This is a genomic window from Halomonas sp. SS10-MC5 (assembly GCF_015992245.1).
GTDB classification, from domain to species: Bacteria; Pseudomonadota; Gammaproteobacteria; order Pseudomonadales; family Halomonadaceae; genus Halomonas; species Halomonas sulfidoxydans.
Genome location: NZ_CP065435.1, coordinates 4,115,639 through 4,140,846 on the forward strand (window position 1 = coordinate 4,115,639; position 25,208 = coordinate 4,140,846).

At 66.6% G+C, this 25,208-nt stretch carries 21 protein-coding genes and 3 tRNA genes; 14 read left to right on the plus strand and 10 right to left on the minus strand.

Annotated elements, in window-relative coordinates; all coding sequences use genetic code 11:
- Positions 1-66: 66 nt before the first annotated feature.
- The 6 genes from I4484_RS19240 to I4484_RS19265 all read left to right on the plus strand — a co-directional run bounded on the left by I4484_RS19240 (position 67) and on the right by I4484_RS19265 (position 7,275).
- Positions 67-657 (plus strand): TRAP transporter small permease subunit, encoded by a 591-nt coding sequence (locus tag I4484_RS19240; protein WP_197448775.1) that lies wholly within the window; start codon positions 67-69, stop codon positions 655-657.
- 21 nt (positions 658-678) lie between these two features.
- Positions 679-2,049: a TRAP transporter large permease subunit gene (locus I4484_RS19245; RefSeq protein ID WP_197448776.1), complete on the plus strand. Its 1,371-nt coding sequence runs from the start codon at positions 679-681 to the stop codon at positions 2,047-2,049.
- A gap of 375 nt (positions 2,050-2,424) precedes the next feature.
- A complete protein-coding gene (dctP, locus tag I4484_RS19250) occupies positions 2,425-3,531 on the plus strand; it encodes a TRAP transporter substrate-binding protein DctP (protein WP_197448777.1) in 1,107 nt (368 codons plus the stop codon).
- 67 nt (positions 3,532-3,598) lie between these two features.
- Positions 3,599-4,099: a TRAP transporter small permease subunit gene (locus tag I4484_RS19255; protein ID WP_197448778.1), complete on the plus strand. Its 501-nt coding sequence runs from the start codon at positions 3,599-3,601 to the stop codon at positions 4,097-4,099.
- Positions 4,096-5,430 (plus strand): TRAP transporter large permease subunit, encoded by a 1,335-nt coding sequence (locus I4484_RS19260; RefSeq protein WP_197448779.1) that lies wholly within the window; start codon positions 4,096-4,098, stop codon positions 5,428-5,430. The genes I4484_RS19255 and I4484_RS19260 overlap by 4 nt, the downstream gene beginning before the upstream one ends.
- Before the next feature lie 168 nt (positions 5,431-5,598).
- A complete protein-coding gene (locus I4484_RS19265; RefSeq protein WP_197448780.1) occupies positions 5,599-7,275 on the plus strand; it encodes an iron ABC transporter permease in 1,677 nt (558 codons plus the stop codon).
- Here the strand turns inward: I4484_RS19265 and I4484_RS19270 are convergent.
- Positions 7,261-8,313: an ABC transporter ATP-binding protein gene (locus I4484_RS19270; RefSeq protein WP_234283755.1), complete on the minus strand. Its 1,053-nt coding sequence runs from the start codon at positions 8,311-8,313 to the stop codon at positions 7,261-7,263. The genes I4484_RS19265 and I4484_RS19270 overlap by 15 nt on opposite strands.
- A gap of 336 nt (positions 8,314-8,649) precedes the next feature.
- Between I4484_RS19270 and I4484_RS19275 the strand changes: the two genes are divergently transcribed.
- Positions 8,650-9,678: a Fe(3+) ABC transporter substrate-binding protein gene (locus I4484_RS19275; protein WP_197448782.1), complete on the plus strand. Its 1,029-nt coding sequence runs from the start codon at positions 8,650-8,652 to the stop codon at positions 9,676-9,678.
- A 52-nt stretch (positions 9,679-9,730) separates the two neighbouring features.
- Here the strand turns inward: I4484_RS19275 and I4484_RS19280 are convergent, their stop codons facing one another.
- Positions 9,731-10,675 carry a LysR family transcriptional regulator gene (locus I4484_RS19280; RefSeq protein WP_197448783.1) on the minus strand — a complete coding sequence of 315 codons (945 nt, stop codon included), beginning with the start codon at positions 10,673-10,675 and terminating at the stop codon, positions 9,731-9,733.
- A 132-nt stretch (positions 10,676-10,807) separates the two neighbouring features.
- Between I4484_RS19280 and I4484_RS19285 the strand changes: the two genes are divergently transcribed.
- The 3 genes from I4484_RS19285 to I4484_RS19295 are packed head-to-tail and all read left to right on the plus strand — an operon-like array spanning position 10,808 to position 14,396.
- A complete protein-coding gene (locus I4484_RS19285) occupies positions 10,808-12,190 on the plus strand; it encodes a uracil-xanthine permease family protein (RefSeq protein WP_197448784.1) in 1,383 nt (460 codons plus the stop codon).
- Between the two features lie 11 nt (positions 12,191-12,201).
- Positions 12,202-13,686, plus strand: a complete 1,485-nt coding sequence (locus I4484_RS19290) for an amidohydrolase family protein (RefSeq protein ID WP_197448785.1) — start codon at positions 12,202-12,204, stop codon at positions 13,684-13,686.
- A complete protein-coding gene (locus I4484_RS19295; protein WP_197448786.1) occupies positions 13,683-14,396 on the plus strand; it encodes a sulfite exporter TauE/SafE family protein in 714 nt (237 codons plus the stop codon). The genes I4484_RS19290 and I4484_RS19295 overlap by 4 nt, the downstream gene beginning before the upstream one ends.
- A gap of 7 nt (positions 14,397-14,403) precedes the next feature.
- Here the strand turns inward: I4484_RS19295 and polA are convergent, their stop codons facing one another.
- The gene (gene polA / locus I4484_RS19300) at positions 14,404-17,187 is read right to left on the minus strand and encodes a DNA polymerase I (RefSeq protein ID WP_197448787.1); all 2,784 of its coding nucleotides are present in this window, start codon (positions 17,185-17,187) and stop codon (positions 14,404-14,406) included.
- 183 nt (positions 17,188-17,370) lie between these two features.
- Here polA and I4484_RS19305 point away from each other — a divergent pair, with 183 nt between their 5' ends.
- The 3 genes from I4484_RS19305 to speA all read left to right on the plus strand — a co-directional run bounded on the left by I4484_RS19305 (position 17,371) and on the right by speA (position 20,655).
- Entirely contained in the window at positions 17,371-17,667 is a 297-nt protein-coding gene (locus tag I4484_RS19305; protein ID WP_197448788.1) for a DUF2782 domain-containing protein, read from the plus strand.
- A gap of 106 nt (positions 17,668-17,773) precedes the next feature.
- Positions 17,774-18,736, plus strand: a complete 963-nt coding sequence (locus I4484_RS19310; RefSeq protein ID WP_197448789.1) for a homoserine kinase — start codon at positions 17,774-17,776, stop codon at positions 18,734-18,736.
- An 8-nt stretch (positions 18,737-18,744) separates the two neighbouring features.
- Positions 18,745-20,655 (plus strand): biosynthetic arginine decarboxylase, encoded by a 1,911-nt coding sequence (gene speA, locus I4484_RS19315; RefSeq protein ID WP_234283749.1) that lies wholly within the window; start codon positions 18,745-18,747, stop codon positions 20,653-20,655.
- An 88-nt stretch (positions 20,656-20,743) separates the two neighbouring features.
- On the opposite strand, the gene I4484_RS19320 is transcribed toward speA, so the two are convergent.
- Both I4484_RS19320 and thpD read right to left on the minus strand, forming a co-directional pair.
- On the minus strand, positions 20,744-21,409 hold the full coding sequence (locus tag I4484_RS19320; RefSeq protein ID WP_197448791.1) for a fumarylacetoacetate hydrolase family protein: 666 nt from the start codon (positions 21,407-21,409) through the stop codon (positions 20,744-20,746).
- 105 nt (positions 21,410-21,514) lie between these two features.
- On the minus strand, positions 21,515-22,507 hold the full coding sequence (thpD, locus tag I4484_RS19325; protein ID WP_197448792.1) for an ectoine hydroxylase: 993 nt from the start codon (positions 22,505-22,507) through the stop codon (positions 21,515-21,517).
- Positions 22,508-22,748: 241 nt separating this feature from the next.
- Here thpD and I4484_RS19330 point away from each other — a divergent pair, with 241 nt between their 5' ends.
- Complete coding sequence (locus I4484_RS19330) at positions 22,749-23,294, plus strand: YqhA family protein (RefSeq protein WP_197448793.1); 546 nt, start codon at positions 22,749-22,751, stop codon at positions 23,292-23,294.
- A 113-nt stretch (positions 23,295-23,407) separates the two neighbouring features.
- Here the strand turns inward: I4484_RS19330 and I4484_RS19335 are convergent.
- From I4484_RS19335 to mutY, 5 genes are all read right to left on the minus strand, one after another.
- A tRNA-Thr gene (locus I4484_RS19335) sits at positions 23,408-23,483 on the minus strand.
- A 45-nt stretch (positions 23,484-23,528) separates the two neighbouring features.
- Positions 23,529-23,603 (minus strand) — tRNA-Gln (locus tag I4484_RS19340).
- A gap of 6 nt (positions 23,604-23,609) precedes the next feature.
- A tRNA-Phe gene (locus tag I4484_RS19345) sits at positions 23,610-23,685 on the minus strand.
- 92 nt (positions 23,686-23,777) lie between these two features.
- Positions 23,778-24,050 carry an oxidative damage protection protein gene (locus I4484_RS19350; protein ID WP_111414495.1) on the minus strand — a complete coding sequence of 91 codons (273 nt, stop codon included), beginning with the start codon at positions 24,048-24,050 and terminating at the stop codon, positions 23,778-23,780.
- A gap of 34 nt (positions 24,051-24,084) precedes the next feature.
- Complete coding sequence (gene mutY / locus I4484_RS19355) at positions 24,085-25,176, minus strand: A/G-specific adenine glycosylase (protein ID WP_197448794.1); 1,092 nt, start codon at positions 25,174-25,176, stop codon at positions 24,085-24,087.
- Positions 25,177-25,208: the final 32 nt, after the last annotated feature.

Sequence of the window (25,208 nt, forward strand, 5' to 3'; positions counted from 1 at the left end):
CACTGACGGCCGCCGGAGACCTGCCTCCGGCGGCCTTGCCGGCTTGCGGCAACGAGAGGCTGCTCGATGTCTACACCCCACGCTTCCGACTCCCCCCACGCCCTCCCTCCGGAGCTGCCCACGAACCGCGTCAGCCACGCGCTGGATACGGCCATCGCGGTGCTCGGCAAGGGGCTCTCCTGGCTCTGGCTGGCCACGCTCGCCGTGGTGCTGGCCAACGTCTTCAGCCGCTTCATTCTGGGGCGCGGCTCGATCGCCCTGGAGGAGCTCTCCTGGCACTTCTTCGGCGCCACCATGATCCTCACCCTGGCCTACGCCGTGGTCACCGACGATCACGTTCGTGTCGACGTCCTGCGCGAGCGCTTCTCGCTGCGCTTCCAGGCCTGGGTCGAGCTGCTGGGCATCGTCGTGCTGGTGCTGCCGGTACTCGCGTTCATGGTCGACGGCCTGGCCGAGTACGCCTACCGCTCCTTCGAGCGCGGCGAGCACTCCCAGGCACCCAGCGGGCTGCCCTACCGCTTCATCATCAAGAGCACGCTGCCGCTGGGCATGGCGCTGATCGCCCTCGCCCTGTCGTCACGGGCGCTGCGCTGCTGCACCTATCTCTTCGATTTTCCCCGGAAGCTGCCGCTGCGCCGCCCGGCGGACCATCGCTAACGCGCCTCCGCGAGGATCGACATGGGTCTTGAAGAAATTCTCGTCAGCGGCATGTTTGCCGCTTTCATGGGGCTTTTGCTGCTGGGCTTTCCCGTGGCCTGGGCACTGGCCGGCATCGGCTTCCTGTTTGCCGTCATCGGCCACCTGCTGGTCGAAACCTTCCACGCCGACCTCTGGTTCAGTTGGGGCGGCACCATCGGAGTGCTCGACAGACGGCTCTACGGCATCGTCGCCAACGAGCTGATGGTGGCGCTGCCGCTGTTCATCTTCATGGGCATCATGCTCGACCGTTCGGGTATCGCCGAGCGGCTGATGAATTCGCTGGTGCGGGTGCTCGGCGGACTGCGCGGTGGCTATGCCGTCACCGTGGTCATCGTCGGGGTGTTGCTGGCCGCCTCCACCGGGATCGTCGGCGCCTCGGTGGTACTGCTCGGCATGCTGTCGATCGGGCCCATGCTGCAGGCCAAGTACGACAAGTCGCTGGCGGTGGGTACCGCCTGCTCGGTCGGCACGCTGGGCATCCTGGTGCCGCCGAGCATCATGCTGGTACTGATGGCCGATCGCCTCGGCACCTCCGAAGCCTCGGTCGGCCGGCTGTTCATGGGCGCCCTGATCCCGGGCGTCATGCTTGGCGTGATGTACATCGGCTATATCGTGATCGCGGCGTACCTCAAGAAGGATCTGGCACCGGCGCCGCAGGACCGCACCCCGCTCACGGCGAGAGCCCTGTTCGACGTGCTGCTGGCGGTGCTGCCCCCCATGGCGCTGATCGTGGCGGTGCTCGGCTCCATTTTCCTGGGGATCGCCACCACCACCGAAGCATCGGCGGTGGGCGCGCTGGGGGCCATGCTGCTCGCGCTGTTCAGCCGCCGGCTGAGCCTCGAGGTGGTGTCCAAGGCGCTGTACCAGACCACCCGCACCACGGCGTTCATTTTCGGTATCTTCGTCGGCGCCACCATCTTCGCGGTGGTACTGCGGGGGCTCGGCGGCGACGACGTCATCCGCGCCGCGATCTCCGGCCTGCCCTTCGGCCCCGCCGGCGTGGTGCTGTCGGTCATGCTGGTGGTGTTCCTGCTCGGCTTCTTCCTCGACTGGGTGGAGATCACGCTGATCATCCTGCCGCTGGTGGCCCCGGTGGTCTTCAGCCTCGGGGTCGACCCGGTATGGTTCGCCATTCTCTTCGCCATCTGCCTGCAGACCTCGTTCCTGACGCCGCCGGTGGGATTCGCCCTCTTCTATATCAAGGGTGTCTGTCCACCCGGCATCACCACGCTCGACATCTACAAGGGCGTGGCCCCCTTCGTGGCGCTGCAGCTGCTCGGGCTGTTCCTGGTGTTCTTCTTCGAACCGCTGGCCACCTGGCTGCCGGCCCATGTTTACAGCGGGCGCTGAGCCTCCGGCACCAAGGCGCGCGGCAAGCCGGCGGGGCGCCCGTCGGCTTGCCGCACCCAATCAGACTTTGGTCTATCGCCCCCCTGCGCGCTTTCCCCTCCCGGCTTGCCAAGTTGGCGTCGCTTTGCCTTGCAATACAGACACCTCTATTTGGCGCTTATCTTAATTAAACGTAACTGATGGCCCGCCCGGGCGCGCTCGCGTCGAGGCCCCGACCCAAGCAAGCTATCGATTCCTGTCATGCCAGCATGCTAGCTTGTCGTTGTTTGCCGAGCGGCCGTACCGGTGATCCCGGGCGGCCTCGGGCGCCTCTCGGCGCCCGTCGGCATGGCTCGTCTACTACGGCATACAACAAGACCCAAAAGGGAGCATGACATGAAGAATCTGAAGACGACATTCGGCCTCACCGGCCTGGCGGCGGGCATCGCCCTGGCGGCCTTCGCCTCCACCGCCCAGGCCCAGGAACGCTGGACCATGACCACGACCTGGCCGGACAACCTGGACCTGATCGAGATCGACCGCCACTGGGCAGAGCTGGTCAACCAGCTCGCCGGCGACGAGCTGCAGATCGAGTTTCGCGCCGGCGGTACGCTGATGCCCGGCACCGAGGTGTTCGACGCCACCGAGACCGGCAGCATCGAGGCCTCGGGTGACTGGCCCGGCTACTGGGCGGGGCGCAGCTCGGCGTTCTCCCCCCTGGCCGCCACGCCCAGCCTGTTCAACGGCGTCGACTACCTGAACTGGATTCAGCAGTGGGGTGGCTTCGAGCTCTACCAGGAGGTCTACGGCCAGTACAACATGGTCTACCTGCCCTACGGCATCACCAACAACGAATCCGGCTTCATGGGCCGCACCCCGATCGAGAGCCTGGCCGACCTGGACGGCAAGCGCCTGCGCCTCTCGGGACGTGACCAGGGTCGGGTCCTCGAGCGCCTGGGCGGCTCCCAGGTCACTCTCTCGGGCGGCGAGATCTACCAGGCGGTGGAACGCGGCGTCGTCGACGGTGCCGAGTTCTCCACCCCGGGGGTGGACTACAATGCCGGCTTTGCCGAGGTCGTCGAATACTGGGCGACGCCCGGCTGGCACCAGTCCGCCAGCGTGTTCGGCGTGATGATCAACAAGGACGCCTGGGACGCGCTCTCCGAGGAGACCCAAGAGAAGCTGAAGATCGCCGCCGACGCCACCCTGGCCTGGTCGCTGGCCTGGTCCGAGCGCCAGTCGACCGAAGGCACCGTCAAGTTCCAGGAGGCCGGCGTGGAGATCTCCACCTATGGCGAAGAGGACATGGCGCGCATCCAGGAAGTGACCAACGAGGTGATCGTGGAGGGCGCCTGCGAGGACCCGCTGCACGCCAAGGTCTACCACTCCATGATCAGCTACCTGCAGCACTACGCCAACTGGCGCGACGTCTCCGTGCCTTACAACATGAGCCGCAGCTTCGATAACCTGCCGTCTCTGGAAGAGATCGAAGCCTGCCTGTAAGGCGGCCCTACCCGCCCCGGCCGCTGGCGCCGGGGCGGCATTCGTTCCGACCTCGGAGACTTGATCCATGAATGCGATTGCCAAGGCGATCGACACGCTCAACGAAGTGTTCGGGCGGGTCATTGCGCCGCTGATCGCCGTCATCACCGTGGTGGTGCTCTACGATATCGCCCTGCGCCTGTTCACCGGGCGCCCCAGCGATTGGGCCTTCGACATCACCAAGATGCTGTTCGGCGCCCATTTCATGCTGATGGCCGCCTACGGCCTGCGCCATCACGCCCACGTCGAGGTCGACGTGCTCAAGCGGCTGCTGTCGCGGCGCAAGCAGGCCGCGCTCGAGCTGCTCGGCTACCTGATCTTCTTCATTCCGTTCATCTGGATGCTGTTGACGCTGGGCTGGAGTTTCTTCGAGCGCTCCTTCAGCCGCGGCGAGACCACCTACGGCATCGTCTCGATCCCCGTCTATCCGGTGAAGGGCGTGATCGTGCTGGCGGCGGTGCTGATCCTGCTCCAGGCCGTCGCCATCGTGATTCGCGCCATCCAGCAGCTGCGGGAGGAAGCCGCATGAACCTGAGCCCGGAAATGCTGACCCTGGTGATGTTCGGCGGCCTGCTGGTCGGCCTGTTCATGGGCCACCCGCTGGCCTTCGTGCTGGGCGGCGTGGCCGTGATCGGCGCCTATCTCGGCCCCGGCCCCCGCGTGCTCGGCACGATCATCAACAACATCTACGGCAACGCTATGGACAACTACGTCCTGGTGGCCATCCCGCTGTTCGTGCTGATGGCGCGCTTCCTCAACGACTCCGGGGTCACCGAGAGAATGTTCGAAGCGATGCGTCTGCTGCTGGCCAACCTGCGCGGCGGCCTGGCGCTGACCGTGGTCATCGTCTCGGTGCTGCTCGCCGCCACCACCGGCATCGTCGGCGCCTCGATCGCGGTGATGGGCATGATCGCCCTGGCACCGATGCTCAAGTACGGCTACAACAAGGAGCTCAGCACCGGCGTGATCATGGCCAGCGGCTGCCTGGGCATCCTGATCCCGCCCAGCATCATGCTGATCCTGATGGCCAGCTATTCGCCGGTGTCGGTGGGGGCGCTGTTCGCCGGCGCGCTGGTACCGGGGCTGCTGCTGGGCGCCATGTACGCCCTCTACGTGCTGCTGATCTGCCTGGTGAAACCGAGCTACGGGCCACCGGTGCCCGCCGAGGAGCGGGCCGAGACCTCGACCGGCCAGTTGCTGATCATGCTGGCGAAGTACGTGCTGCCGCCGATGGCGCTGATCCTCGGCGTGCTCGGTGCGCTGTTCACCGGTATCGCCACCGCCACCGAGGCCTCGGCCATCGGCGTGGGTATCGCCTTCCTGCTGTTCCTGATCTTCGGCGACCGCAAGCTCACCACCTGCTTCAGGACACTGATCGATGCCAGCAAGACCACTACCATGGTTATGCTGGTGCTGGTCGGCGCCACCGCCTTCACCGGGGTGTTCTCGCGCGGCGGCGGCATGACGGTGATCAGCGAGCTGGTCATGGCCATGCCCGGTGGTACCACCGGCGCACTGATCCTGATGCTGTTCCTGGTCTTCATCCTGGGAATGTTCCTCGACTGGACCGGCATCGTGCTGCTCAGCTTCCCGATCATGCTGCCGATCGTGTCCGACATGGGCGTCGACATGCTGTGGTTCGTGGTGATGGTGGCGGTGGTGCTGCAGACCTCCTTCCTCACTCCACCGTTCGGCTATGCGCTGTTCTACCTGAAGGGCGTGGCGCCCAAGGGGGTCGAGATCATCGACCTCTACAAGGCGGTGATCCCGTTCTGCGCGCTGATCGTGCTGGCCTGCCTGCTGATGGCCTTCTTCCCGGTGCTGGTGACGGGTCTGCCGTCGCTGATGCTCGGCTACTAGCGCTTCTTCCGGCCTCAGGACCCGGCGCCCGTATCGCAGGATACGGGCGTTTTTCGTGATGCCGGTCAGGTGGCACGAGCTGCAGCCGTACGCGGCAACTGGTATCATTTCCGGCCGTTACCGCCTCGCATTGCTGCGCCGCCGTGCGGCCAGTGAAGGAGTTCCTGCTTGTTCCGATCCGCGACCACCGGCCTTTCCTCCCTGTCTCGGCGCCTGAGCCCGTGGACGCTGCTGATCCTGAGCGTCGCCCTCGTCGTCGCCCTGCCGGTCATCGTGGTGCTGGCGCATATCGTGATGCCGACACAGGGCGTCTGGCAGCATCTGGCCAGCACGGTGCTGGGTCGTTACCTGGGGAATACCTTCTATCTCACCGTCACGGTGGGAATCGGCAGCATGGTGATCGGCACCGGTACCGCCTGGCTGGTGGTGATGTGCCGCTTTCCGGGCCGGCGCCTCTTCGAGTGGGCCCTGCTGCTGCCGCTGGCCGTGCCCACCTACGTGATCGCCTACGCCTATACCGATTTCCTGCAGTACGCGGGCCCCGTGCAGAGCTGGCTGCGCGCGGTCTTCGACTGGGGACGCGGCGACTACTTCTTCCCCGACATCCGCTCGCTGGGCGGCGCCGCCACGCTGATCACCCTGGTGCTCTACCCCTACGTCTACCTGCTGGCCCGGGCGGCCTTCCTGGAACAGTCGGTGTGCGTGCTCGACGTCGGTCGCACGCTGGGGCGCGGCCCGTGGAACCTGTTCGCCACCGTGGCCGTGCCGCTGGCACGGCCGGCGATCGTCGGCGGCGTCTCGCTGGTGCTGATGGAGACCCTCAATGAGTTCGGTGCCGTGCAGTTCTTCGGCGTCGACACCTTCACCACCGGCATCTATCGCACCTGGTTCGGCCTGGGCGAGCAGGTTGCCGCGGCCCAGCTCGCCGCTTGTCTGCTGCTGTTCGTCATCGTGCTGGTGCTGCTGGAGCGCTGGTCGCGCGGCAAGCGCCAGTATTTCCATACCACCAATCGCTACCAGCAGCTGCCCGAGTACCGGCTGCCCGGCTGGCGCGGGGTGGCGGCCTTCATGGCCTGTGCCACGCCGGTGCTGATCGGCTTCCTGGTGCCCAGCGGCCTGCTGCTGCAGATGGCCATTGCCAAGGGCGATACGCTGCTCGGCACGCGCTTTCTCGATTTCGCCTGGAACAGCCTGATGCTGGCCGTCGTCGCCTCACTGATCGCGGTGGGCCTGGCGGTCGTACTCAGCTACGGCGTGCGCCTCCACGACAGCCCGCTGACGCGCATCGCCACGCGGGTCGCCTCGATGGGCTATGCCATTCCCGGCTCGGTGATCGCGGTGGGCATCCTGATTCCCTTCGCCTGGCTCGACAACACGCTCAATACCTGGCTGCACGCCCACTACGGCAAGATCGTCGGGCTGGTCTTCAGCGGCTCGGCCTTCATCCTGGTGTACGCCTACGTGGTGCGCTTCCTGGCGGTGTCGTTCAATACCGTGGAGGCCAGCCTGGGCAAGGTGACGCCGAGCATGGATGCCGCCTCGCGCACCCTGGGCCAGACGCCGGCCGGTACGCTCAAGCGGGTCCACACGCCGATCATGCGCGGCAGCCTGATCGCCGCCGGCATCCTGGTGTTCGTCGATGTCATGAAGGAGCTGCCGGCCACCATCATCCTGCGCCCCTTCAACTTCGATACCCTGGCGGTCAGGGCCTACGGCCTGGCCTCGGACGAGCGCCTTGCCGAGGCCTCGACGGCGTCGCTGGCCATCGTGGCCGTCGGCATCCTGCCGGTGGTCCTGCTGAGCATGGCCATGCGCCGTTCGCGCCCCGGCTCAGGCCGCCGCTGAGGGGAAGACGAAGACCTGCGACAGGTCGAGGTGAATGTCCACCCGCTGCCCCTCGGCAGGCAGGAACACGCCGGGCACCCTGGCGTGCAGGTGGGCTTCGCTGCCGTCCTCACCGTGAGCGCAGATGTGCAACAGGCTGCTGCGCCCCAGCAGCTTGGCCATGACCACGTGGCTGTAGCGATGCTCCGGCGCCGGCTCGAAGTGCTCGGTGATGCGCAGCGCCTCGGGGCGGATCATCACCAGCGCCTGGCTCCCTTCGGGCAACCAGCCGGCCTCCACCGGCCCCACCGGGGTCTGCACGCGACCGCCCCGCACCTCGCCCGAGAGTTCGTTGACCTCGCCGAAGAAGGCGACGACGAAGGGGTCGCAGGGGGCGCAGTAGAGCTCCCGGGGGGTGCCCACCTGGACGATGCGCCCATCGCGCATAAGGGCGATGCGATCGGCCATGAACATGGCCTCCTCGGGATCGTGGGTCACCAGCAGGGTGGCGGCGCCGACCTTCTTTAGCACGTGCAGGGTATCGTCACGGATGCGATCGCGCAGCCGCGCGTCGAGGCTGGAGAAGGGTTCGTCGAGCAGCATCAGCTGGGGCGCCGGCGCCAGGGCGCGGGCCAGCGCCACACGCTGCTGCTGTCCGCCGGAGAGCATGTGCGGGTAGCTGTCGGCATAGCTGGCCATGCCCAGCTGCTCGAGCAGGGTCAGGGCCCGCTCGCGGCGCTGCCGGGGGGGCTCGCCCTTCAGCCCGAAGGTGACGTTCTCGATCACCGTGAGGTGAGGAAACAGCGCGGAATCCTGGAAGGCCAGGCCGACGTTGCGCTTCTCCGGCGGCACGTGGCGACCCTTGGGCACGGCGATCTCGCCGCCGTTGAGGCTCACGCGCCCCCGCTGCAGTACCTCTAGCCCCGCCGCGATGCGCAGCAGCGTGGTCTTGCCGCAGCCCGAGGGGCCCAGCAGACAAACGACCTCGCCAGGCGCCACATCGAGGTCGACGCCACGCACGGCCGTCTGGCTGCCGAAAGCATGTTGCACTCCCTCCATGGTCAATGCGGTGGACTGGGGATAGGGAGCGTGTCCGACTTCCATTGGCTTCGATTGGCTAGTCATAGAACAGCGAACATGATCCAGGGGAGAAATGGGCAAACTTCATCCTACCCGAAATGTCCAGCAAATACGTTTGGAATCTCCTCGCATTTGCCAATTTTTTCGCCTTCCCTTGCTCTCGGTCAGCTTCCCGGCGCCGCGTGGTCAAGGGTCTCTGACGGCAGGCTTGACGACTTCTTCACAAAACGCTTCAATAGCGTTCAACGTAATGCAACGTATTATCATTACTTGAACAAAACACCTGTCACATCAGGCTCTCGAGGTGAAACCATCATGATCCATCGTCAGCGTCTCGTCGCTCCCCTTGCCGCCATCCTGGCGGGCTCCGCTCTGGCCAGCACGGCAGGCGCCGATGAGCTCAACCTCTACTCGGCCCGCCACTACGACTCCGACGAGAAGCTCTACCAGGCCTTCACCGAGCAGACCGGGATCGAGGTCAACCTGCTGGAGGGCGACTCCGACCAGCTGATCGAGCGCATCCAGCGCGAGGGCGTGGCCAGCCCCGCCGATGTCATGATCACCGTCGATGCCGGTCGCCTGTGGCGCGCCGAGCAGGACGGGGTCTTCCAGAGCGTCGAATCCGACGTGCTCAACGAGCGTCTGCCGGAAGCCATGCGCCACCCCGAAGGCAAGTGGTTCGGCTTCAGCCAGCGCGTGCGGGCGATCGTCTACAACCCCGAGAACGTCGACCCCAGCGAGATCACCTCCTACGAGGACCTGACCGACCCGCGCTGGGAGGGCGAGATCTGCATCCGCTCCTCCAACAATATCTACAACCAGTCGCTGCTGGCCTCGATGATCGAGCATCACGGTGCGGAGGGTGCCGAGGAGTGGGCCCAGGGCGTGGTCGGCAACATGGCGCGCGACCCCGAAGGCGGCGACACCGACCAGATCAAGGCCGTGGCTGCCGGTGAGTGCGATCTGGCCGTGGCCAACCACTACTACTACGTGCGCCTGCTCGAGTCCGAGGAGGCCGCCGATCGCGAAGTGGCCGAGAAGGTGGGCATCCTGTTCCCCAACCAGGATGACCGCGGCACCCACGTCAACGTCGGCGGTGCCGGCGTGGTGAGCACCGCGCCGAACCGCGAGAATGCCGTTCGCTTCCTCGAGTTCCTGGCCTCCGACGAGGCCCAGGAGATCTTCGCCGCCGGCAACTATGAGTTTCCCGTGGTCGAAGGCGTGAAGATGAGCGAGACGCTCGAGTCCTGGGGCGAATTCAAGAAGGACGACCTCAACGTCAGCATCCTGGGCGAGAACAACCCGGAAGCGGTTCGCATCTTCGATCGCGTCGGCTGGCGCTGAGCCTTATCCGACATGAGACAACGCCCGCGGCCATGGCCCCGGGCGTTTTCGTTTACGCTCTCCTCGGCGCCCCCGGGGCCATGCCGTCTCCCCCGGGCTCGATGCCCAGCAGCGCCTCGCTCAACTCCTCGGCCAGTACCGCCACCGCCATCGGCAGAGCGCGCTCGGCCGCACTGCACAGCACCAGCCGGGCCTTGGCGATGTTGCGATCCTGCAGCGGCTTGAATACCAGCTCCCCATGCTCCAGTTCGCGAGCGACGTCGAGCTTGTTGAGATAGGCGACTCCCAAACCGGCCCGCGCCAGCGACTTGATCGTCAGGATTCGGTTGCAGCCGGCCAGGGGGGTGAGGTCGATGTCCGAATGGGCAAGCGTGCGCTCCAGGGTCGAGCCGTGAAACATCTCGGCGCTGGGTAGAATCGCCGGGTAGGGACGGCAGTCACGCAGGCGTACCGTTTCCTTCTCGGCCAGCGGGTGCGTGGGGGCCACTACCGCGCCGAAACCCAGCTCGACCGCCTGCTCGAAGCGAATCCGACGCGTCACCGGCGGGTTCATGCAGATGCCGATATCGGCCTCTCCGGTGGCGACTTGCTCCAGAATCGTGTCGGTCAGGCCGGTGGTCAGCACGAAACGCACCCGCGGGAAGCGCTCCCTGAAGCCGCGCAGGAGGGAGGGCAGTAGCTGGTCGGTCAACGACTCGATGGTGGCGATGCGAACCTCGGCGCAGCCGGTGCCACGGATGTCGCCCAGGGTCTCCAGCATCTGGCGCTCGTCGCGCTGCCATTGGCGAATCTGGTAGAGCATCAACTCACCCGCCGGCGACAGCCGCAGCCCCCGCGGTAGCCGCTCGAACAGCGGCACACCGAGCTCATCCTCGAGCTTGAGAATCTGTCGATTGATGGCCGAGGCGGCGACGTGCAGCCGTTCTGACGCCTTGCGCAGCGATCCCTGGCGGGCGACTTCCTCGAAATAGCGCAGAGAGGTCAGCAGTAGCTGCATGAGACACCATCCCGGCAAAGCTTACCGTTGCCTTTTCGGCAACGAAATGAGCGAAACATTATTATGGACCAGCACGGTTGGGCGAGGCTAGCTTGCGTAGAGCAACGACAACAATGACAGAGGAAGCTAGCCATGAGAACGACGCATGATCCCACCGAGACGAGGCCGGTCGAGCCCGTAGACGAGAAGCTGCCGTGGCACTCGATGATGCTCTACGGCTTCCAGCACGTACTGGTGATGGCCGCCGCGCCGATCACCGCCGTGTTCCTGGTGGGCCAGGCAATGGGCTTCGGCAGCGACGTCACGGTGGCCTTGATGAGTGCCACCTTCCTCGCCTGCGGCCTGGGCACGCTGCTGCAGTCCTTCGGCCCCTTCGGCATCGGCGCGCGGCTGCCCTTCGTTCAGGTGCCGGGCGGCGCACCGATCGTGATTTTCCTGGCCATCGCCCAGGCCACCGACATCCAGACCGCGACCGGCGCGGTGATCCTCACGGGGCTGTTCTATTTCCTGGCCCTGCCGTTCTTCACCAAGGTACTGAAATTCTTTCCTCCGATCGTGATCGGCACCATGCTGCTGCTGGTCGCAGTCAACCTGGTGCGCATCTTCGGCGGGCTGATCACCGGCAAGCCGGACTCGCCGGATTTCGCCAACCTGACCAGCATCGCCCTGGCACTACTCACCATGGGCTGCATCGTGCTCTTCGCCCGAATCTTCACCGGCGTGCTGCAGCGCATTGCCGTCATGCTGGGTTTGGTCGCCGGCGCGGCCGTGGCCACGCTGCTTGGCGTGATGAGCTTCGACAACGTGCTGGCCGGCCCGGTGGTGGCCTTCCCGTCGCTGTTCCCCTTCGGCATGCCGAAGTTCGATCTCTTCGCCTCGCTGCCGTTGATCATCTTCAGCGTGGTCTCCATGACCGAGGCCACCGGCCAGACCATGGCCACCGCCGAGATCGTCGAGAAGCAAGGTGACTCACGCGCCCTGGTGCCGCGCAACATCCGCGCCGATGCGCTGGGCTCGTTGATCGGTGGTTGCTTCGGTACTTCGCTGATCATCACCAGCGGCGAGAACATCGGTATCGTGCGCGCCACCGGTGTGCGTTCGCGCTACGTGACCGTGGCGGCCGGCATCATTCTCGTGGCCTTGGCACTGCTCGCCCCTCTCGGACGGGTGGCCGCCACCCTGCCCACCGCCGTGGTCGCCGGCACCGCGGTGATTGTATTCGCCATCATCGGCGTGATGGGCATCAACATCCTGCGTAAGGTCGACTTCAACGAGCATGGCAACATGTTCACGCTGGCCGCAGCGCTGGCCATGGGTCTGCTTCCGATCGTCGTACCCGGCTTCTACAGCGCCTTTCCACAGCACCTGCAGATCATCCTCGGCAACGGCCTGGCCATGGGCACACTGACGGCGGTGCTGGTCAACATTCTGTTCCACCACCTCGGTCACGCCCGTCTCCCCGCACCCGCGACCAAGCAGGCCGACCTCGCCAGCGAACACATCAAGAGCAAGTAGAAAGGAACCCCATGGACACTCCGTCACAGGCCCGCAACGCCGCGGGCCGGGGGGCACTCTGCCCCGAGTCTTTCGCAGCCGACACTCTTCTGCTGCTGCCCGAGGAGGTACTGCTGGAGAGCGGCTGCGCCAGGAACAAGGCGGTCCTCGTCGCGAACGGCAAGTTCGCCGAGATCGACGAACGCGCGGCGCTGCTCGCTCGCCATCCCGAACTGGCGCCGATTGCACTGCCCGGCAAGCTGCTGATGCCCGGCTTCATCGACGCCCATCATCACCTGACCCAGTCGCTCGGCAAGTCGCTGGTGTTCGGCGAACCCTCCGAGATCTTCAAGCGCATCTGGGTCCCGCTCGAGGCCAGCCTCGACGAGCGATTGCTCTACCTCTCGGCCAAGCTCGCCGCGCTGGAGGCGCTGCGCGGCGGCTTCACCACCGCGGTGGACGCCGGCACCCGCGCCTCGGCGGAGATCGGCAGCATCGCCCAGGCCGTCGAGGAGACCGGCCTGCGCTGCGTGTTGGGCTTCATCTGCAATGATATGGGCGGTGGCAGGGAAGCGCACCAGGATGGCGCCGCGATACGTCGCGACGCCGAACGGCACCTGGCCCGTTGGGCCGGCCATGCGCTGGTCGTCCCCTCGCTGGCGGTGTCGATTCCCGAGGTGGCCAGCGATGGCATGCTGCGTGACGTGGCCGCACTCTGCGGCGAAGGCGGTGCCATCTTCCAGACCCACGTCAACGAGCATCTCCAGGCGGTGGAGCGTTCGCTGGTCGCACGCCGCCAGCGCCCCTTGGAGCACCTGCACGCGGTGGGCGCGCTGGGACCGCAGACGCTGATTGCCCACGCCACCCTGGTCACGCCAACGGAGCTCAACCTGCTGCGCGACACCGATACCGCGGTGGCCTTCAATCCCGTCGCCAGCGCGTGGAAAGGCAACGCCGTGGCGCCGGCCCTGCAGATGGCCGCGCTGGGTATTCGTTTCGGCCTGGGGACCGACGGCACGCGCAGCGATGCCTTTCGCCTGATGGATGCCGCCGAGACCAGTCAGCGTCTGTCCGCCGGCCTGGCAACCGGGGATTCATCGTGCGGCGGCGGCTGGCTGTGGCTCGAGCACGCCACCCGCGGCAGCGCCGAGGCGGCAGGGCTCGCGCGCCTGACCGGCGAGATCGCCCCGGGCCTGGCCGCCGATTTCCTGCTCCTCGACCTCGACGTGCCGGAAATGACGCCCTCCTGGGACCTCCCCTGGGAGCTGGTGCGCTATGCCAATCGCGATCAGATCGAGGCCGTGTTCACCAACGGCCGGCTGCGCCTGTGGCAAGGCTGGCCGGTAGACTGGGATGCTCGCGCGCTGCTTGCCGAGGTGCGCGAGGCGGCCGGCGCCGCCGTGGAACGCGCGCCGATCCAGCGGGTGCACGCGACGTCGTCGACGCACCGGGCAGCGGCCAAGAGGAGCGGGAATGACGACGCCGAGCCGACGGTGAAAGCGGCGCAACGCTCATGAACGAGATCGTCGTCTTTGCCGTCATCGCCACCGCCACCGGTATCGCTGCCTTCGTGCAAGGCGCGATCGGGATCGGCTTCGCGCTGATCGTCGCCCCGGTGCTGGGTTTCCTGCGCCCCGACCTGCTGCCGGTGGCCCTGCTGATCCTGATGCTGCCGCTCAATCTCTACGTCGGCCTGCGGGAACGTGAGGCGATCGACTGGAAGGGCGTGGGCTGGATCGGCCTGGGCCGCCTGCCGGGGACTTTCCTCGGCCTGTGGATCCTGGTCGTCCTGAGTGCCGACAGCCTCAACCAGGTGGTCGGCGCCTCGACGGTGATCGCCGTGCTCGCCGCCCTGTTCGCCCCGGTGTTTCGCCCCAAGGCGGGCGCCTGCGCCTCGGTCGGGGTCATCACCGGCATCACCGAAACCGCCACCGGCGTCGGCGGCCCGCCGCTGGCGCTGCTCTACCAGCATCGACCTGGCCCGGAGCTGCGCTCGACCATCGCCTGCTGCTTCCTGATCGGAGAGATCGTCTCGCTGGTCATTCTGGCCGTGGCGGGCAAGTTCCACCTCGACCAGCTGCGGTGGGCCCTCTACCTGCTGCCGCCGCTGCTCATCGGCAGCGTCGCCAGCCGCGTGACGCACCATTGCATCGATGCCCGGCGCCTACGCCAGGGCGTGCTGCTGTTCGCGCTGGTGTCGGGCGTCGTCCTGATGGTGCCCTACTAGCGCCCCCTCAATGCGCCTCGTCCCAGTTGGCCCCACTCTCGGCCTCGACGATCAGCGGCACGCTGAGTTCGGCGGCGGCCTGCATGCGCGCCTTGACCTCGTCGATGAACTCGCCCACCTGGGCTTCGCCGACCTCGAACACCAGCTCGTCGTGCACCTGCATCACCATGCAGGCGTCGAAGGCGCTCTGCTGCAGCCAGGCGTCGACCTCGATCATGGCGCGCTTGATGATGTCCGCCGCGGTGCCCTGCATCGGCGCGTTGATCGCGGTGCGCTCGGCGGCCTGGCGCCGGGCGTGGTTCTGGGCGCGGATCTCGGGGAGGTAGAGGCGGCGGCCGTACACGGTCTCGACGTAGCCATCGTCGGCGGCCTGGGCGCGGATGCGCTCCATGTAGCGGGCCACGCCCGGGTAGCGGTCGAAGTAGCGGTCGATGTAGGTCTGCGCCTGGCCGCGCTCGATGCGCAGCTGCTTGGACAGCCCCCAGGCGCTCATGCCGTAGATCAGCCCGAAGTTGATCGCCTTGGCGCTGCGCCGCTGCTCGCCGGAGACCTGCTCCAGCGGCACGCCGAAGACCTCGGCGGCAGTGGCGGCGTGGATGTCGCGCCCCTCGGCAAAGGCCGAGAGCAGCCCTTCGTCCGCAGAAAGATGCGCCATGATGCGCAGCTCGATCTGCGAGTAGTCGGCGGCGACGATGCGATAGCCGGGCCGGGCGATGAAGGCCTGGCGAATCTTGCGCCCCTCCTCGGTACGAATGGGGATGTTCTGCAGGTTGGGGTCGCTCGAGGAGAGCCGGCCGGTGGCGGCGACCGCCTGATGGTAGCTGGTATGCAGCCGCCCGGTGCGCTTGTTGACCAGCCGCGGCAGCTTGTCGGTATAGGTCGACTTGAGCTTGGCCAGGCCGCGGTGCTCCATGATCACCTTGGGCAGCGGGTAATCCAGCGCCAGCTCCTCGAGCACCGCCTCGGCGGTGGAAGGAGCGCCCTTGGGCGTCTTCTTGAGCACCGGGATCTTCTGCTCCTCGAACAGGATCTCACCGAGCTGCTTGGGCGAGCCGAGGTTGAACTCGCGCCCGGCGAGCTCGAAGGCTCGCGTCTCGAGCTCGCCGATGCGCGCCTCGAGCTCCTGGCTCTGGGCATGCAGGCGCGCGGCGTCGATCGCCACCCCGGTGCGTTCGATGCGCGACAGCACCGGGATCAGCGGCCGCTCGATGGTGTCGAGCACCTCGGCCAGGCGCCCCTCCGCCTCGATGCGCGGACGCAGCTCGCAGTGCAGGCGCAGGGTGACGTCGACGTCCTCGCAGGCGTAGGGCACGGCCTGCTCGAAGTCGATCTGGTTGAAGGTGAGCTGCTTGGCGCCCTTGCCGGCGATCTCCTCGAAGCTCACCGTCTTCTGGCCCAGGTACTTCAGCGCCAGCGAGTCCATGTCGTGACGGGTGGCGGTGGAGTTGAGCACGTAGGACTCGAGCATGGTGTCGGTGAGCGGCCCCTGGACGCGAATGTCGTAGTTGGCCAGCACCGAGATGTCGTACTTGAGGTTCTGGCCGATCTTGCCGCGGCAGGGGTCCTCCAGCAGTGGCTTGAGCGCGGCCAGCACGGCGGCGCGGTCGAGCTGGTCGGGCACGTCGAGGTAGTCGTGGGCGAGCGGCACGTAGGCGGCTTCACCGGGTTCGAGCGCCAGCCCCACGCCGACGATCTCGGCATCCATGTAATTGAGGCTGTTGGTCTCTAGGTCGAAGCAGAAGGCCTCGCAGGCGCCGAGCCGCGCCAGCCACTCGTCGAGCTCGGCCTGGGTCAGGATCAGATGGTTCTGGCAGGCGGCCACGCTGGCCGGCGGCGCCTCGGGGTCGAGGTTGCCCGCCGCGGCGGTACCGGCGACCCCGCTGCCGCGCTCGACGTCGTCGACCCCTTCATCCTTGCCCGAGAGCAGCTCGGAGAGCCAGGCCTTGAACTCGAGCTCGGTGTAGAGCCGCTTGAGCGCCTCGCGGTCGGGATGGGCGATGTCGAGGTCGCCGAGCCCCACCGGCAGCTCGCAGTCGGTCTTGATGGTGGCCAGCTGGTAGGAGAGATAGGCCATCTCGCGATGCTCCTCGAGCTTGCTCGGCAGCGACTTGGCACCGCGAAAATCGAGGGTGGCGACACGCTCGAGGTCGGCATAGATGGTGTCGAGCCCGCCGCCCATGCCTTGCAGCAGGCCCAGCGCGGTCTTCTCGCCCACCCCCGGAACGCCGGGGATGTTGTCGACCTTGTCGCCCATCAGCGCCAGGAAGTCGATGATCAGCTCCGGCGGCAGGCCGAACTTGGCCTTGACCCCTTCCACGTCGAGGGTCTCGTCCTTCATGGTGTTGACCAGCGTGATGTGGCCGTTGACCAGCTGCGCCATGTCCTTGTCGCCGGTGGAGATCACCGCGTCGCGGCCGGCCTCGGTGGCGAGCCGGGCCAGGGTGCCGATGACGTCGTCGGCCTCGACGCCCTCGACGCACAGCAGCGGCAGCCCCAGGGCGCGGACGCAGGCGTAGAGCGGCTCCACCTGGCTGCGCAGGTCGTCAGGCATCGGCGGACGCTGGGCCTTGTACGCCTCGAACAGCTCGTCGCGGAAGGTCTTGCCCTTGGCATCGAAGACCACCGCCATGGGGCTGTCGGGGTAATCCTTGATCAGCCGCTTGAGCATGTTGAGCACACCCTTGATGGCGCCGGTGGGCTGGCCGTTGGAGGTGGTCAGCGGCGGCAGGGCGTGAAAGGCGCGGTAGAGATAGGACGAACCGTCGACGAGAACGATGGGGGTATCGGCCATGTATCGGCATCCGTTGGGTCTGTGCAAGAAAATGTGATCTTGATCAGCCATGATACGCATTGCGCGCCGCTTTTGCCGCCATCGTTGGGATCGCGAGGTCCAACGTCATACACTGAGGTTAATCGCACACCGGGGCAGTCGCTCGGTGCAGCGTTCGTCGCAAGCGGTCTCTGGAGGCCCACCATGAACGTTTCACGCCGCATCCTCGCTGTCACTCTGCTCTCCCTGGGGCTCGGCATGGTGTCGGCCGCCCCCGCCCTGGCCCAGTCATCCGCCGATGTCGAGCCCGACATCACCATTCGCCAGGAGGAGGATCGCACCATCCGCGAGTACCGCGTCAACGGCCAGCTCTATGCCATCGAGATCCGACCCCGCCAAGGGGCCAGCTACTACCTGGTCGACCACGACGGCGACGGCAACTTCGAACGCCAGGAGGGCGACCGGATCGCCGTGCCCCAGTGGGTACTGATGCGCTTCTAGCCGGCGGTACCCTCGCCACAGCTGAGTGCCGGAACGTGTCCAGCAGGCGTGCATCGGAGTGCCAAGACGCTACAATAGTCGGCTTGGCAACCTGGGCGAGAGACACATGGCCGTATTCACCCCGTTGAGCGACGCACAGGTCGCGGAGTTTCTCAGGCGTTTCGATGTCGGCGAGCTGATCTCCCTGGAGGGAGTCGCCGGCGGTACCGAGAACACCACATTCTTCGTCACGACCGACCGCCGGGAGCTGGTGCTGACGTTGTTCGAGCAGGGCGAGCACGAGGAGCTGCCGTTCTTCGTCGAGCTGCTCGACTACCTCGACGAGCACCGCCTGCCGGTGCCCGGGCCGGTACACGATCGCGAGGGCATTGCCCTGCACAGCCTGGCCGGCAAGCCCTCACTGCTGTTCCCTCGCCTGCCCGGTCGTCACCCGATGGCGCCCAACCTGGCGCAATGCCGGGCCTTGGGCGACGCACTGGGACGCATGCATGCGGTGTCCCAGCATTTTCCCGGCCACCGCCCCAACCCGCGCGACCTCAACTGGCTGGTGGCCATGCACCACAAGGTGCTGGGCTATCTCTCGCCCGAGGATCAGGCACTGATGAAGGACGAGGTGGAGATCTACCAGGGCGTGTTCGGCTCAGCCCCCGAACTGCCCCACGGCGCGCTGCACGGGGACCTGTTCCGTGACAACACCCTGTTCGAGGGCGACCGCCTCGGCGGCCTCATCGATTTCTACAACGGCTGCACCGGCGACCTGCTGTTCGACCTGGCCATCGTGATCAACGACTGGGCATCGGGCCCCGAGGGGCTCCTGGACCACGAACGCCACGATGCCATCCTGCGCGCCTACCAGGCGCGCCGGCCGCTGACCCACGCCGAACGCGAGGTGTGGCCGACGATGCTGCGCATGACGGCGCTGCGCTACTGGCTGTCGCGGCTGCTGGTGGTCTACGTGGACCCGCCGGCCCACGACCTGACCCCGCACGACCCGACGCAGTTCCATACCATTCTCACGGCACGCCTGAAACATGGCGCTCTGCCCCTGCCCGAAGCGAGCCACACATGAGCCTATCCATGGGAGCTGCCTCCGGCCCCGCCCAACGCGCGCGCCGGACCTGGAACATCGACCAGTGGGGCAGCGGCTATTTCGACGTCGATGACAGCGGCCACGCCCTGGTGCGCCCGCTGGGCAGCGAAGCCGAAGGCCCCGCCCTGCCGCTCGCCCCGCTGGTGGATCAGCTGCGCGAGGCCGGCCTGCGCCTGCCAGTACTGGTGCGCTTCAGCGACATCCTGCACGATCGCGTCGAGCAGCTGTGCGAAGCCTTCGACCTGGCCATGACCGAGGAGGAGTACGCCGGCGGCTACACGGCCGTCTACCCGATCAAGGTCAACCAGCAGCGCCGCGTGGTCGAGGAGATCCTCGCCACCCGCGAGCGCGGCCATGGGCGGGTCGGCCTCGAGGCCGGCAGCAAGCCGGAGCTGCTGGCCGTGCTGGCGCTCTCCGCCGACGGCCCGTCGCTGATCGTTTGCAACGGCTACAAGGATCGCGAGTACATCCGCCTGGCGCTGATGGGCGAAAAGCTCGGCCATCGGGTCTACCTGGTGGTGGAGAAGTTCTCCGAGCTACCGCTGATTCTGGAGGAGGCTGAGCATCTCGGCGTCACGCCACGCATCGGCCTGCGCGCGCGCCTGGCCTCGGTGGGCATGGGCAAGTGGCAGGATACCGGTGGCGAAAAATCCAAGTTCGGCCTCACCGCCGGTCAGATGCTGGCGGTGGTGGAGCGCCTGCGCGAGGCCGACTCGCTGGCCAGCCTGCAGCTGGTGCACTTCCACCTCGGCTCGCAGATCGCCAACATCCGCGACATCCAGGTCGGCCTGCGCGAGTGTGCGCGCTTCTACCAGAGCCTGCTGGCGCTGGGTGCGCCGATCGATACCGTCGACGTCGGCGGCGGGCTCGGCATCGACTACGAGGGCACCCGCTCGCGCAGCTTCTGCTCGATCAACTACTCCATGCGGGAGTATGCCCGCAACGTGGTCAGCGCCTTCGCCCAGGCCTGCAACGAGGCGGAGATTCCCCACCCGCATCTGATCAGCGAGTCGGGCCGCGCGCTGACCGCGCACCACGCCGTGCTGATCGCCAACGTGATCGGCGAAGAGCGCGTCAACGACCGGGCGCCTGAGCGCCAGGCCGAGGACGACCCCCAGCTCGACGAGCTGTGGCGGGTGCACGATCTGCTGGGCAACTCCGTGGAGCCGCGCGAGCTGGTCGAGGCGTGGCACGACCTGCTGCAGGCGATGAGCGAGATGCACGACCGCTTCCTCATGGGGCTGGCCGACATCACCGTGCGCGCCGAAGCGGAGGGCGTTTATTTCGCCGCCTGCGCGCGGCTACGCGAGCGCCTCGACAGCCGCAACCGCGCCCACCGGGAGATCGTCGACGAGCTCGCCGAGAAACTCGCCGACAAGCTGTTCGTCAACTTCTCGCTGTTCCAGTCGGTACCCGACGTCTGGGGCATCGACCAGATCTTCCCCGTCCTGCCGCTCACCGGACTGAACCGCGAACCCACCCGCCGCGGCGTGATCCAGGACATCACCTGCGATAGCGACGGCCGCATCGACGGCTACGTCGATGGCCAGGGCGTGGAAACCACCCTGCCGCTGCCGGAGTGGCGCGACGACGAGGAGCGCCTGCTGGGCTTCTTCCTGGTCGGCGCCTATCAGGAGATTCTCGGCGACCTGCACAACCTGTTCGGCGACACCGACTCCGTCGATGCCGCCCTCGACGAAAACGGCGACTGGGTGCTCAGCCACGCCCAGCAGGGCGACCGGGTCTCCGACGTGTTGGCCTACGTCAACTTCGACGCCAAGGTGCTACGCGACCGGCTCGCTGGCCAGCTGCAGGAGAGCGGCCTCTCAGCCGCGGAGCAGGAGCACTTCCTCGACGACCTCTCCGCAGGGCTTCAGGGCTACACCTATCTGGAGTGAACGCCGCCGTGATCAATGCGGCCGAGAAGACGCCCCCTTGGATAGATGCCTTGGGGGCGTTTTCGTGACTGCCGGGCGCGGAACGGGGTTATTCCGCTACCTGGCCCTCGACCTCCAGCCCGCCGGTGAGCGTCAAGCGCAGGTTCGCACCACGCGGCAGCTCGCCGACGCCCGCCGGCGTGCCGGTGAGCACCACATCGCCGGGCTCGAGCGTGAAGTGGCGGCTCATCTCGGCCACCAGGGTAGGGACCGGAAACAGCATGTCGGCCCCTTCGCCGCGCTGGCGCAGCTCGCCGTTCAGCTCCAGCGTGAAACTCAGGGCGCTCCAGTTCGGCACGCGACTCAGCGGCAGGAAATCGCTCAGCGGACAGGCCCCGTCGAACGCCTTGGCCACCTCCCAGGGTTGCCCCTTCTCCTTGAGACGCGCCTGCACGTCGCGCAGCGTCAGGTCGAGGGCCAGGCCGATACCGACGACCGCCCGTTCGGCCTCCTCGGTCGTGGCGTGAGTCAGCCGCTCACCGATCAACAGCGCCAGCTCGGCCTCGAAGTGAACCTCGCCGCGAGCAAACGGGGCCTCGATGGGCCTATCGAAGCTGGCCGCGCTGGTGGCGGGCTTGATGAACAGCAGCGGCTCGCTGGGGATCGGGTTGTTAAGCTCCTTGGCATGATCGGCATAGTTGCGGCCGACGCAGACGATCTTGCCAAGCGGGTGGGAAAACGCCTGGCCATCGGTGAAACGGGGGACAAAGCGCATGGCGGGTCTTCTCCTTCTGGGTAGGCGTGCCGCATGTCGACGACAGGCCTACCAGTCTACCTCACCACACGCCCCGTTCCATCCACCCCCGACCGCACCGAGGGATCAGCCATGTGGCGTCCACGGCTCGTCCGGCGAATGCGCCAGGAAGCGCGGACGCCGACGGCGCGCGGCGAAGGGTTCGACACAGGCGTTGTCGCGCCGGTTGTAGACGAAGAAGACGTTGCTGCGCGGATCCGGCGACATGTTGGCGTTGGAACCGTGCAGCGTATTGCAGTCGAACAGCAACAGCCCGCCCGCCGTGCCCTTGGGCGCCTCGATGCCGTGGCGCGCGACCAGCTCGCGCAGCGCATCGCGGCCCGGCACGCCGAACTCCTGGCGCTTGAGCGACTGGCGATGATGATCGTCCGGCGTCTCGCCCAGGCACGGCACGAAGACACGATGCGAGCCCGGGATCAGCATCAGCGGGCCATTGAACTCGTGGTTGTCGGTCAGCACGATCGAAGCGCTGACCGCGTGCATGGCCGGCATGCCGTCCTCGGCGTGCCAGGTCTCGAAGTCGGAATGCCAGTTGAAGCCCTTGCCCTCGAAACCCGGCTTGTAGTTGATGCGCGACTGGTGCACGTAGGCATCGCCACCGAGAATCTGGCGTACCCGGCCCACCAGGCGCTCGTCGCGCGCCAGGCTGGCGAAGCGCTCGGACAGGTAGTGCACCGCGAACAGCGAGCGGATCTCCCGACTGCCGGGCTCGGTGATGCTGAAGTCGCGGCCGCGAAAATCATCGCGGTTGAGCAGCTCGCTCAGTTCACGACGCAGCTCGTCGAGCTCCTCGCCGCGGATGAAATTGGGCTCGAACAGGAAGCCCTTGCGCTCGAACTCGTCGAGTTGCGCCTGGTTCAGCGGCCCCTCTTCGTCGCGGCCACGCACCACGCCCTCCCGGCGCTCCAGCCAGAGGGTGTCGAGCGGCTCGGCCAGCCGGGTGGGATAGGCATCGCACATACGGTCGAGTACGCTTCCGACCTGCGAGGTCAGGGTTTCGCTACCGGCGTAATCGGTTGCCTGCTTGAGCTTACGGTTGGACGAAGTCTGTACTGTCATCCAATCACCTCCTGTGTATCCGTGATCAGTTTCAGTCCCAACTCGTGCAACGGCGTAGCGCCGCGGTGGGAGGCCCCACAGGGCCCTGCAGCGAAGATGTGGTGGCGTCGGGCTGCGCTTTCAAGAGCTTCGCGAAGGTCGGGCTTTTCCATGGCTTCGGCCCGGCTCGCCTTGCTACATTAGCGGCATCGAGGAGCGGCGAGCGCTCCTCGCTCCAGTTTCCACCGCCAGGAGAACCCGCATGCCGCCGACACCGGAACCGCCAACGCCTGGTCAAGGCCGCTGGGAGCGGCGCTTCGAACGCTGGCTGTGGAGCAGTCGCTTCCTCGTGCTGCTGGCCGTCATTCCCAGCCTGGCAGCCGCCCTGGCACTGTTCATCATCGGCACCATGGACATCCTCAAGCTGGTGCTTGCCACTGCCGGGTACTATCTCGTCGGGGGCGGGCCAGACATTCACGATACCGTGGTCCCCAGCGTGGTCATGGCCGTGGACATCTATCTGGTGGCGATCGTGCTGCTGATCTTCGGGCTCGGCGTCTATCGGCTGTTCGTTTCTCCCATCGAGCAGGCCGAAGAGCATGCGCCGGGTCATCCGTTCAACGTGCAGTCCTTCGATCAGCTCAAGGACAAGATCGCCCGCGTCGTCATCCTCGCGGTGATCATCGAATTCTTCCGGGCCGTCGTCGACATTCGCTTCCAGACCCCGCTGGAGGCCATCTACCTGGCACTGTCGGTGCTGGCGTTGGCCGGCGCGCTTTATCTGATGAGCCGCGCCCAGCCCCATTGAGCCGAGGACAGGCTACTTTCAGGAGTCGGCGTGGCGCTTACGCGATAACGAAAAAACCGCCCATCGAGGCGGTTTTAAATCTCTGCAAGTCGCTGATTTCCCGAAAGTCTTGATGGTGCCGGCACCAGGAGTCGAACCCGGGACCTACTGATTACAAGTCAGTTGCTCTACCAACTGAGCTATGCCGGCTCGGGACCGACGCTTGCGAACTGCAGAGTCGGAAAAGGGTTGGCGTGGCTGGGGTACCAGGATTCGAACCTGGGAATGCCGATACCAAAAACCGGTGCCTTACCACTTGGCGATACCCCAGCAGTGTGGTGGCCAGAGACGGAATCGAACCGCCGACACGGGGATTTTCAATCCCCTGCTCTACCGACTGAGCTATCTGGCCGCTGCCAACGGTGCGTATTAAACAAGATCAGCCTTGCAGCGTCAAGCCTTTCGTTTCATGCAGATGCCGCGACCCAGCGGGCGTCGTTCGGGCTAGCGCTCGGGCGGTACGTAGCCTTCCGCCTGGTCGGTTTCACGGTTGTCGAGGAAGCGCTCCATCTGCTCGTTGAGATAGGCCCGCGCCTCGGGGTCGAGCATGTTGAGGTGCTTCTCGTTGATCAGCCGGGTCTGCAACGCCTGCCACTCCTCCCAGGCACGCTTCGATACACTGGCCTGGATCTCCTGGCCCTTCTTTCCCGGCAATGGCGGGAACGGCAGCGCTTCGAGCTCCTGCTGGTACTTGCGACAGAAAACGGTCTGACTCATGGCGATCTCCTCGGCGATAGGGTGGAACGAGATTTCAAGAGGGCTCGGGGGCGGTCAGGGCGAACGGCGCTAGCGAGGCGAGCAGTGCCTTCACCGGAGCCGCCAGGCCAATGCGCCCGGGACTGCCTGGATCGTACCAGCAACGTGCCTCGCCAACCGAATCCAGCCCGTCGATCCGTGCCGGCTGCGGGGTGATGTCGAGGCGAAAGTGACTGAAGACGTGGCTGAAGGCCGGCCAGGCCGGATGGAGCAGCGCACCGGGGGCGTGCACATCGAGCCAGCACCGCAGCGCCGCCAGGTCATCGAACTGGGGCAGGCTCCACAGCCCGCCCCACAGTCCGCTGGCGGGGCGCTGTTCCAGCAGGACGCGGCCCCCTGCGTCCTGCAGCATCAGCATCAGGGTGGTGCGCGTCGGCAGCGCCTTCCTGGGCTTGGATTCCGGAAAGCGGCGCTGCTCGCCCCGCGCGTGGGCCACGCAGGCGTCGGCGAACGGGCAGCGGCCGCACTCCGGCGTGCCGCGGCGGCATAGCGTAGCACCGAGGTCCATTATCGCCTGGGTGTAGTCGGCCACGCGGTGTTCTGGCGTGTAGTGCTCGGCCAGCGCCCACAGCCTGCGCTCCACCACCGGACGCCCCGGCCAGCCCTCCACCGCATGCAGCCGCGACAGGCTGCGCTTGACGTTGCCGTCGAGGATCACCGCCCGACGTCCGGTGCTCTGGGCAATGATCGCCCCGGCAGTGGAGCGGCCGATGCCGGGCAGCCCGGCAAGCGCCTCCAGGCTATTCACCGGCAGCTCGCCGCCATGCTCCTCCATGACCCGCCGGGCCGCCTTGTGCAGGTTGCGCCCGCGGGCGTAGTAGCCGAGCCCGGTCCACAGGTGCAGCACCTCGTCCTGAGAGGCCGCGGCCAGCTCGGCGAGGGTGGGAAAGTGCGCCATGAAGCGCTCGAAGTAGGGGATGACGGTCGTCACCTGGGTCTGCTGCAGCATGATCTCGGAGACCCAGACGCGATAGGGCGTGCGCTCGCGCTGCCAGGGCAGATCGTGACGCCCGTCGCGATCGAACCAGTCCAGCAGGCGACGCTGGAACTCACCGGCGTCGAGCACCGGCGCAGGCATTTCACTCATGAACCACCTTGACACGGAAGTGACGAAAAAAA

Bases quoted from the DNA above. Each gene is read 5' to 3' on its own strand.
- I4484_RS19240 (WP_197448775.1), top strand. From the start codon at position 67: ATGTCTACACCCCACGCTTCCGACTCCCCCCACGCCCTCCCTCCGGAG.
- I4484_RS19245 (WP_197448776.1), top strand. From the start codon at position 679: ATGGGTCTTGAAGAAATTCTCGTCAGCGGCATGTTTGCCGCTTTCATG.
- dctP (WP_197448777.1), top strand. From the start codon at position 2,425: ATGAAGAATCTGAAGACGACATTCGGCCTCACCGGCCTGGCGGCGGGC.
- I4484_RS19255 (WP_197448778.1), top strand. From the start codon at position 3,599: ATGAATGCGATTGCCAAGGCGATCGACACGCTCAACGAAGTGTTCGGG.
- I4484_RS19260 (WP_197448779.1), top strand. From the start codon at position 4,096: ATGAACCTGAGCCCGGAAATGCTGACCCTGGTGATGTTCGGCGGCCTG.
- I4484_RS19270 (WP_234283755.1), bottom strand. From the start codon at position 8,313: ATGGAGGGAGTGCAACATGCTTTCGGCAGCCAGACGGCCGTGCGTGGC.
- I4484_RS19275 (WP_197448782.1), top strand. From the start codon at position 8,650: ATGATCCATCGTCAGCGTCTCGTCGCTCCCCTTGCCGCCATCCTGGCG.
- I4484_RS19280 (WP_197448783.1), bottom strand. From the start codon at position 10,675: ATGCAGCTACTGCTGACCTCTCTGCGCTATTTCGAGGAAGTCGCCCGC.
- I4484_RS19285 (WP_197448784.1), top strand. From the start codon at position 10,808: ATGAGAACGACGCATGATCCCACCGAGACGAGGCCGGTCGAGCCCGTA.
- I4484_RS19290 (WP_197448785.1), top strand. From the start codon at position 12,202: ATGGACACTCCGTCACAGGCCCGCAACGCCGCGGGCCGGGGGGCACTC.
- I4484_RS19295 (WP_197448786.1), top strand. From the start codon at position 13,683: ATGAACGAGATCGTCGTCTTTGCCGTCATCGCCACCGCCACCGGTATC.
- polA (WP_197448787.1), bottom strand. From the start codon at position 17,187: ATGGCCGATACCCCCATCGTTCTCGTCGACGGTTCGTCCTATCTCTAC.
- I4484_RS19305 (WP_197448788.1), top strand. From the start codon at position 17,371: ATGAACGTTTCACGCCGCATCCTCGCTGTCACTCTGCTCTCCCTGGGG.
- I4484_RS19310 (WP_197448789.1), top strand. From the start codon at position 17,774: ATGGCCGTATTCACCCCGTTGAGCGACGCACAGGTCGCGGAGTTTCTC.
- speA (WP_234283749.1), top strand. From the start codon at position 18,745: ATGGGAGCTGCCTCCGGCCCCGCCCAACGCGCGCGCCGGACCTGGAAC.
- I4484_RS19320 (WP_197448791.1), bottom strand. From the start codon at position 21,409: ATGCGCTTTGTCCCCCGTTTCACCGATGGCCAGGCGTTTTCCCACCCG.
- thpD (WP_197448792.1), bottom strand. From the start codon at position 22,507: ATGACAGTACAGACTTCGTCCAACCGTAAGCTCAAGCAGGCAACCGAT.
- I4484_RS19330 (WP_197448793.1), top strand. From the start codon at position 22,749: ATGCCGCCGACACCGGAACCGCCAACGCCTGGTCAAGGCCGCTGGGAG.
- I4484_RS19350 (WP_111414495.1), bottom strand. From the start codon at position 24,050: ATGAGTCAGACCGTTTTCTGTCGCAAGTACCAGCAGGAGCTCGAAGCG.
- mutY (WP_197448794.1), bottom strand. From the start codon at position 25,176: ATGAGTGAAATGCCTGCGCCGGTGCTCGACGCCGGTGAGTTCCAGCGT.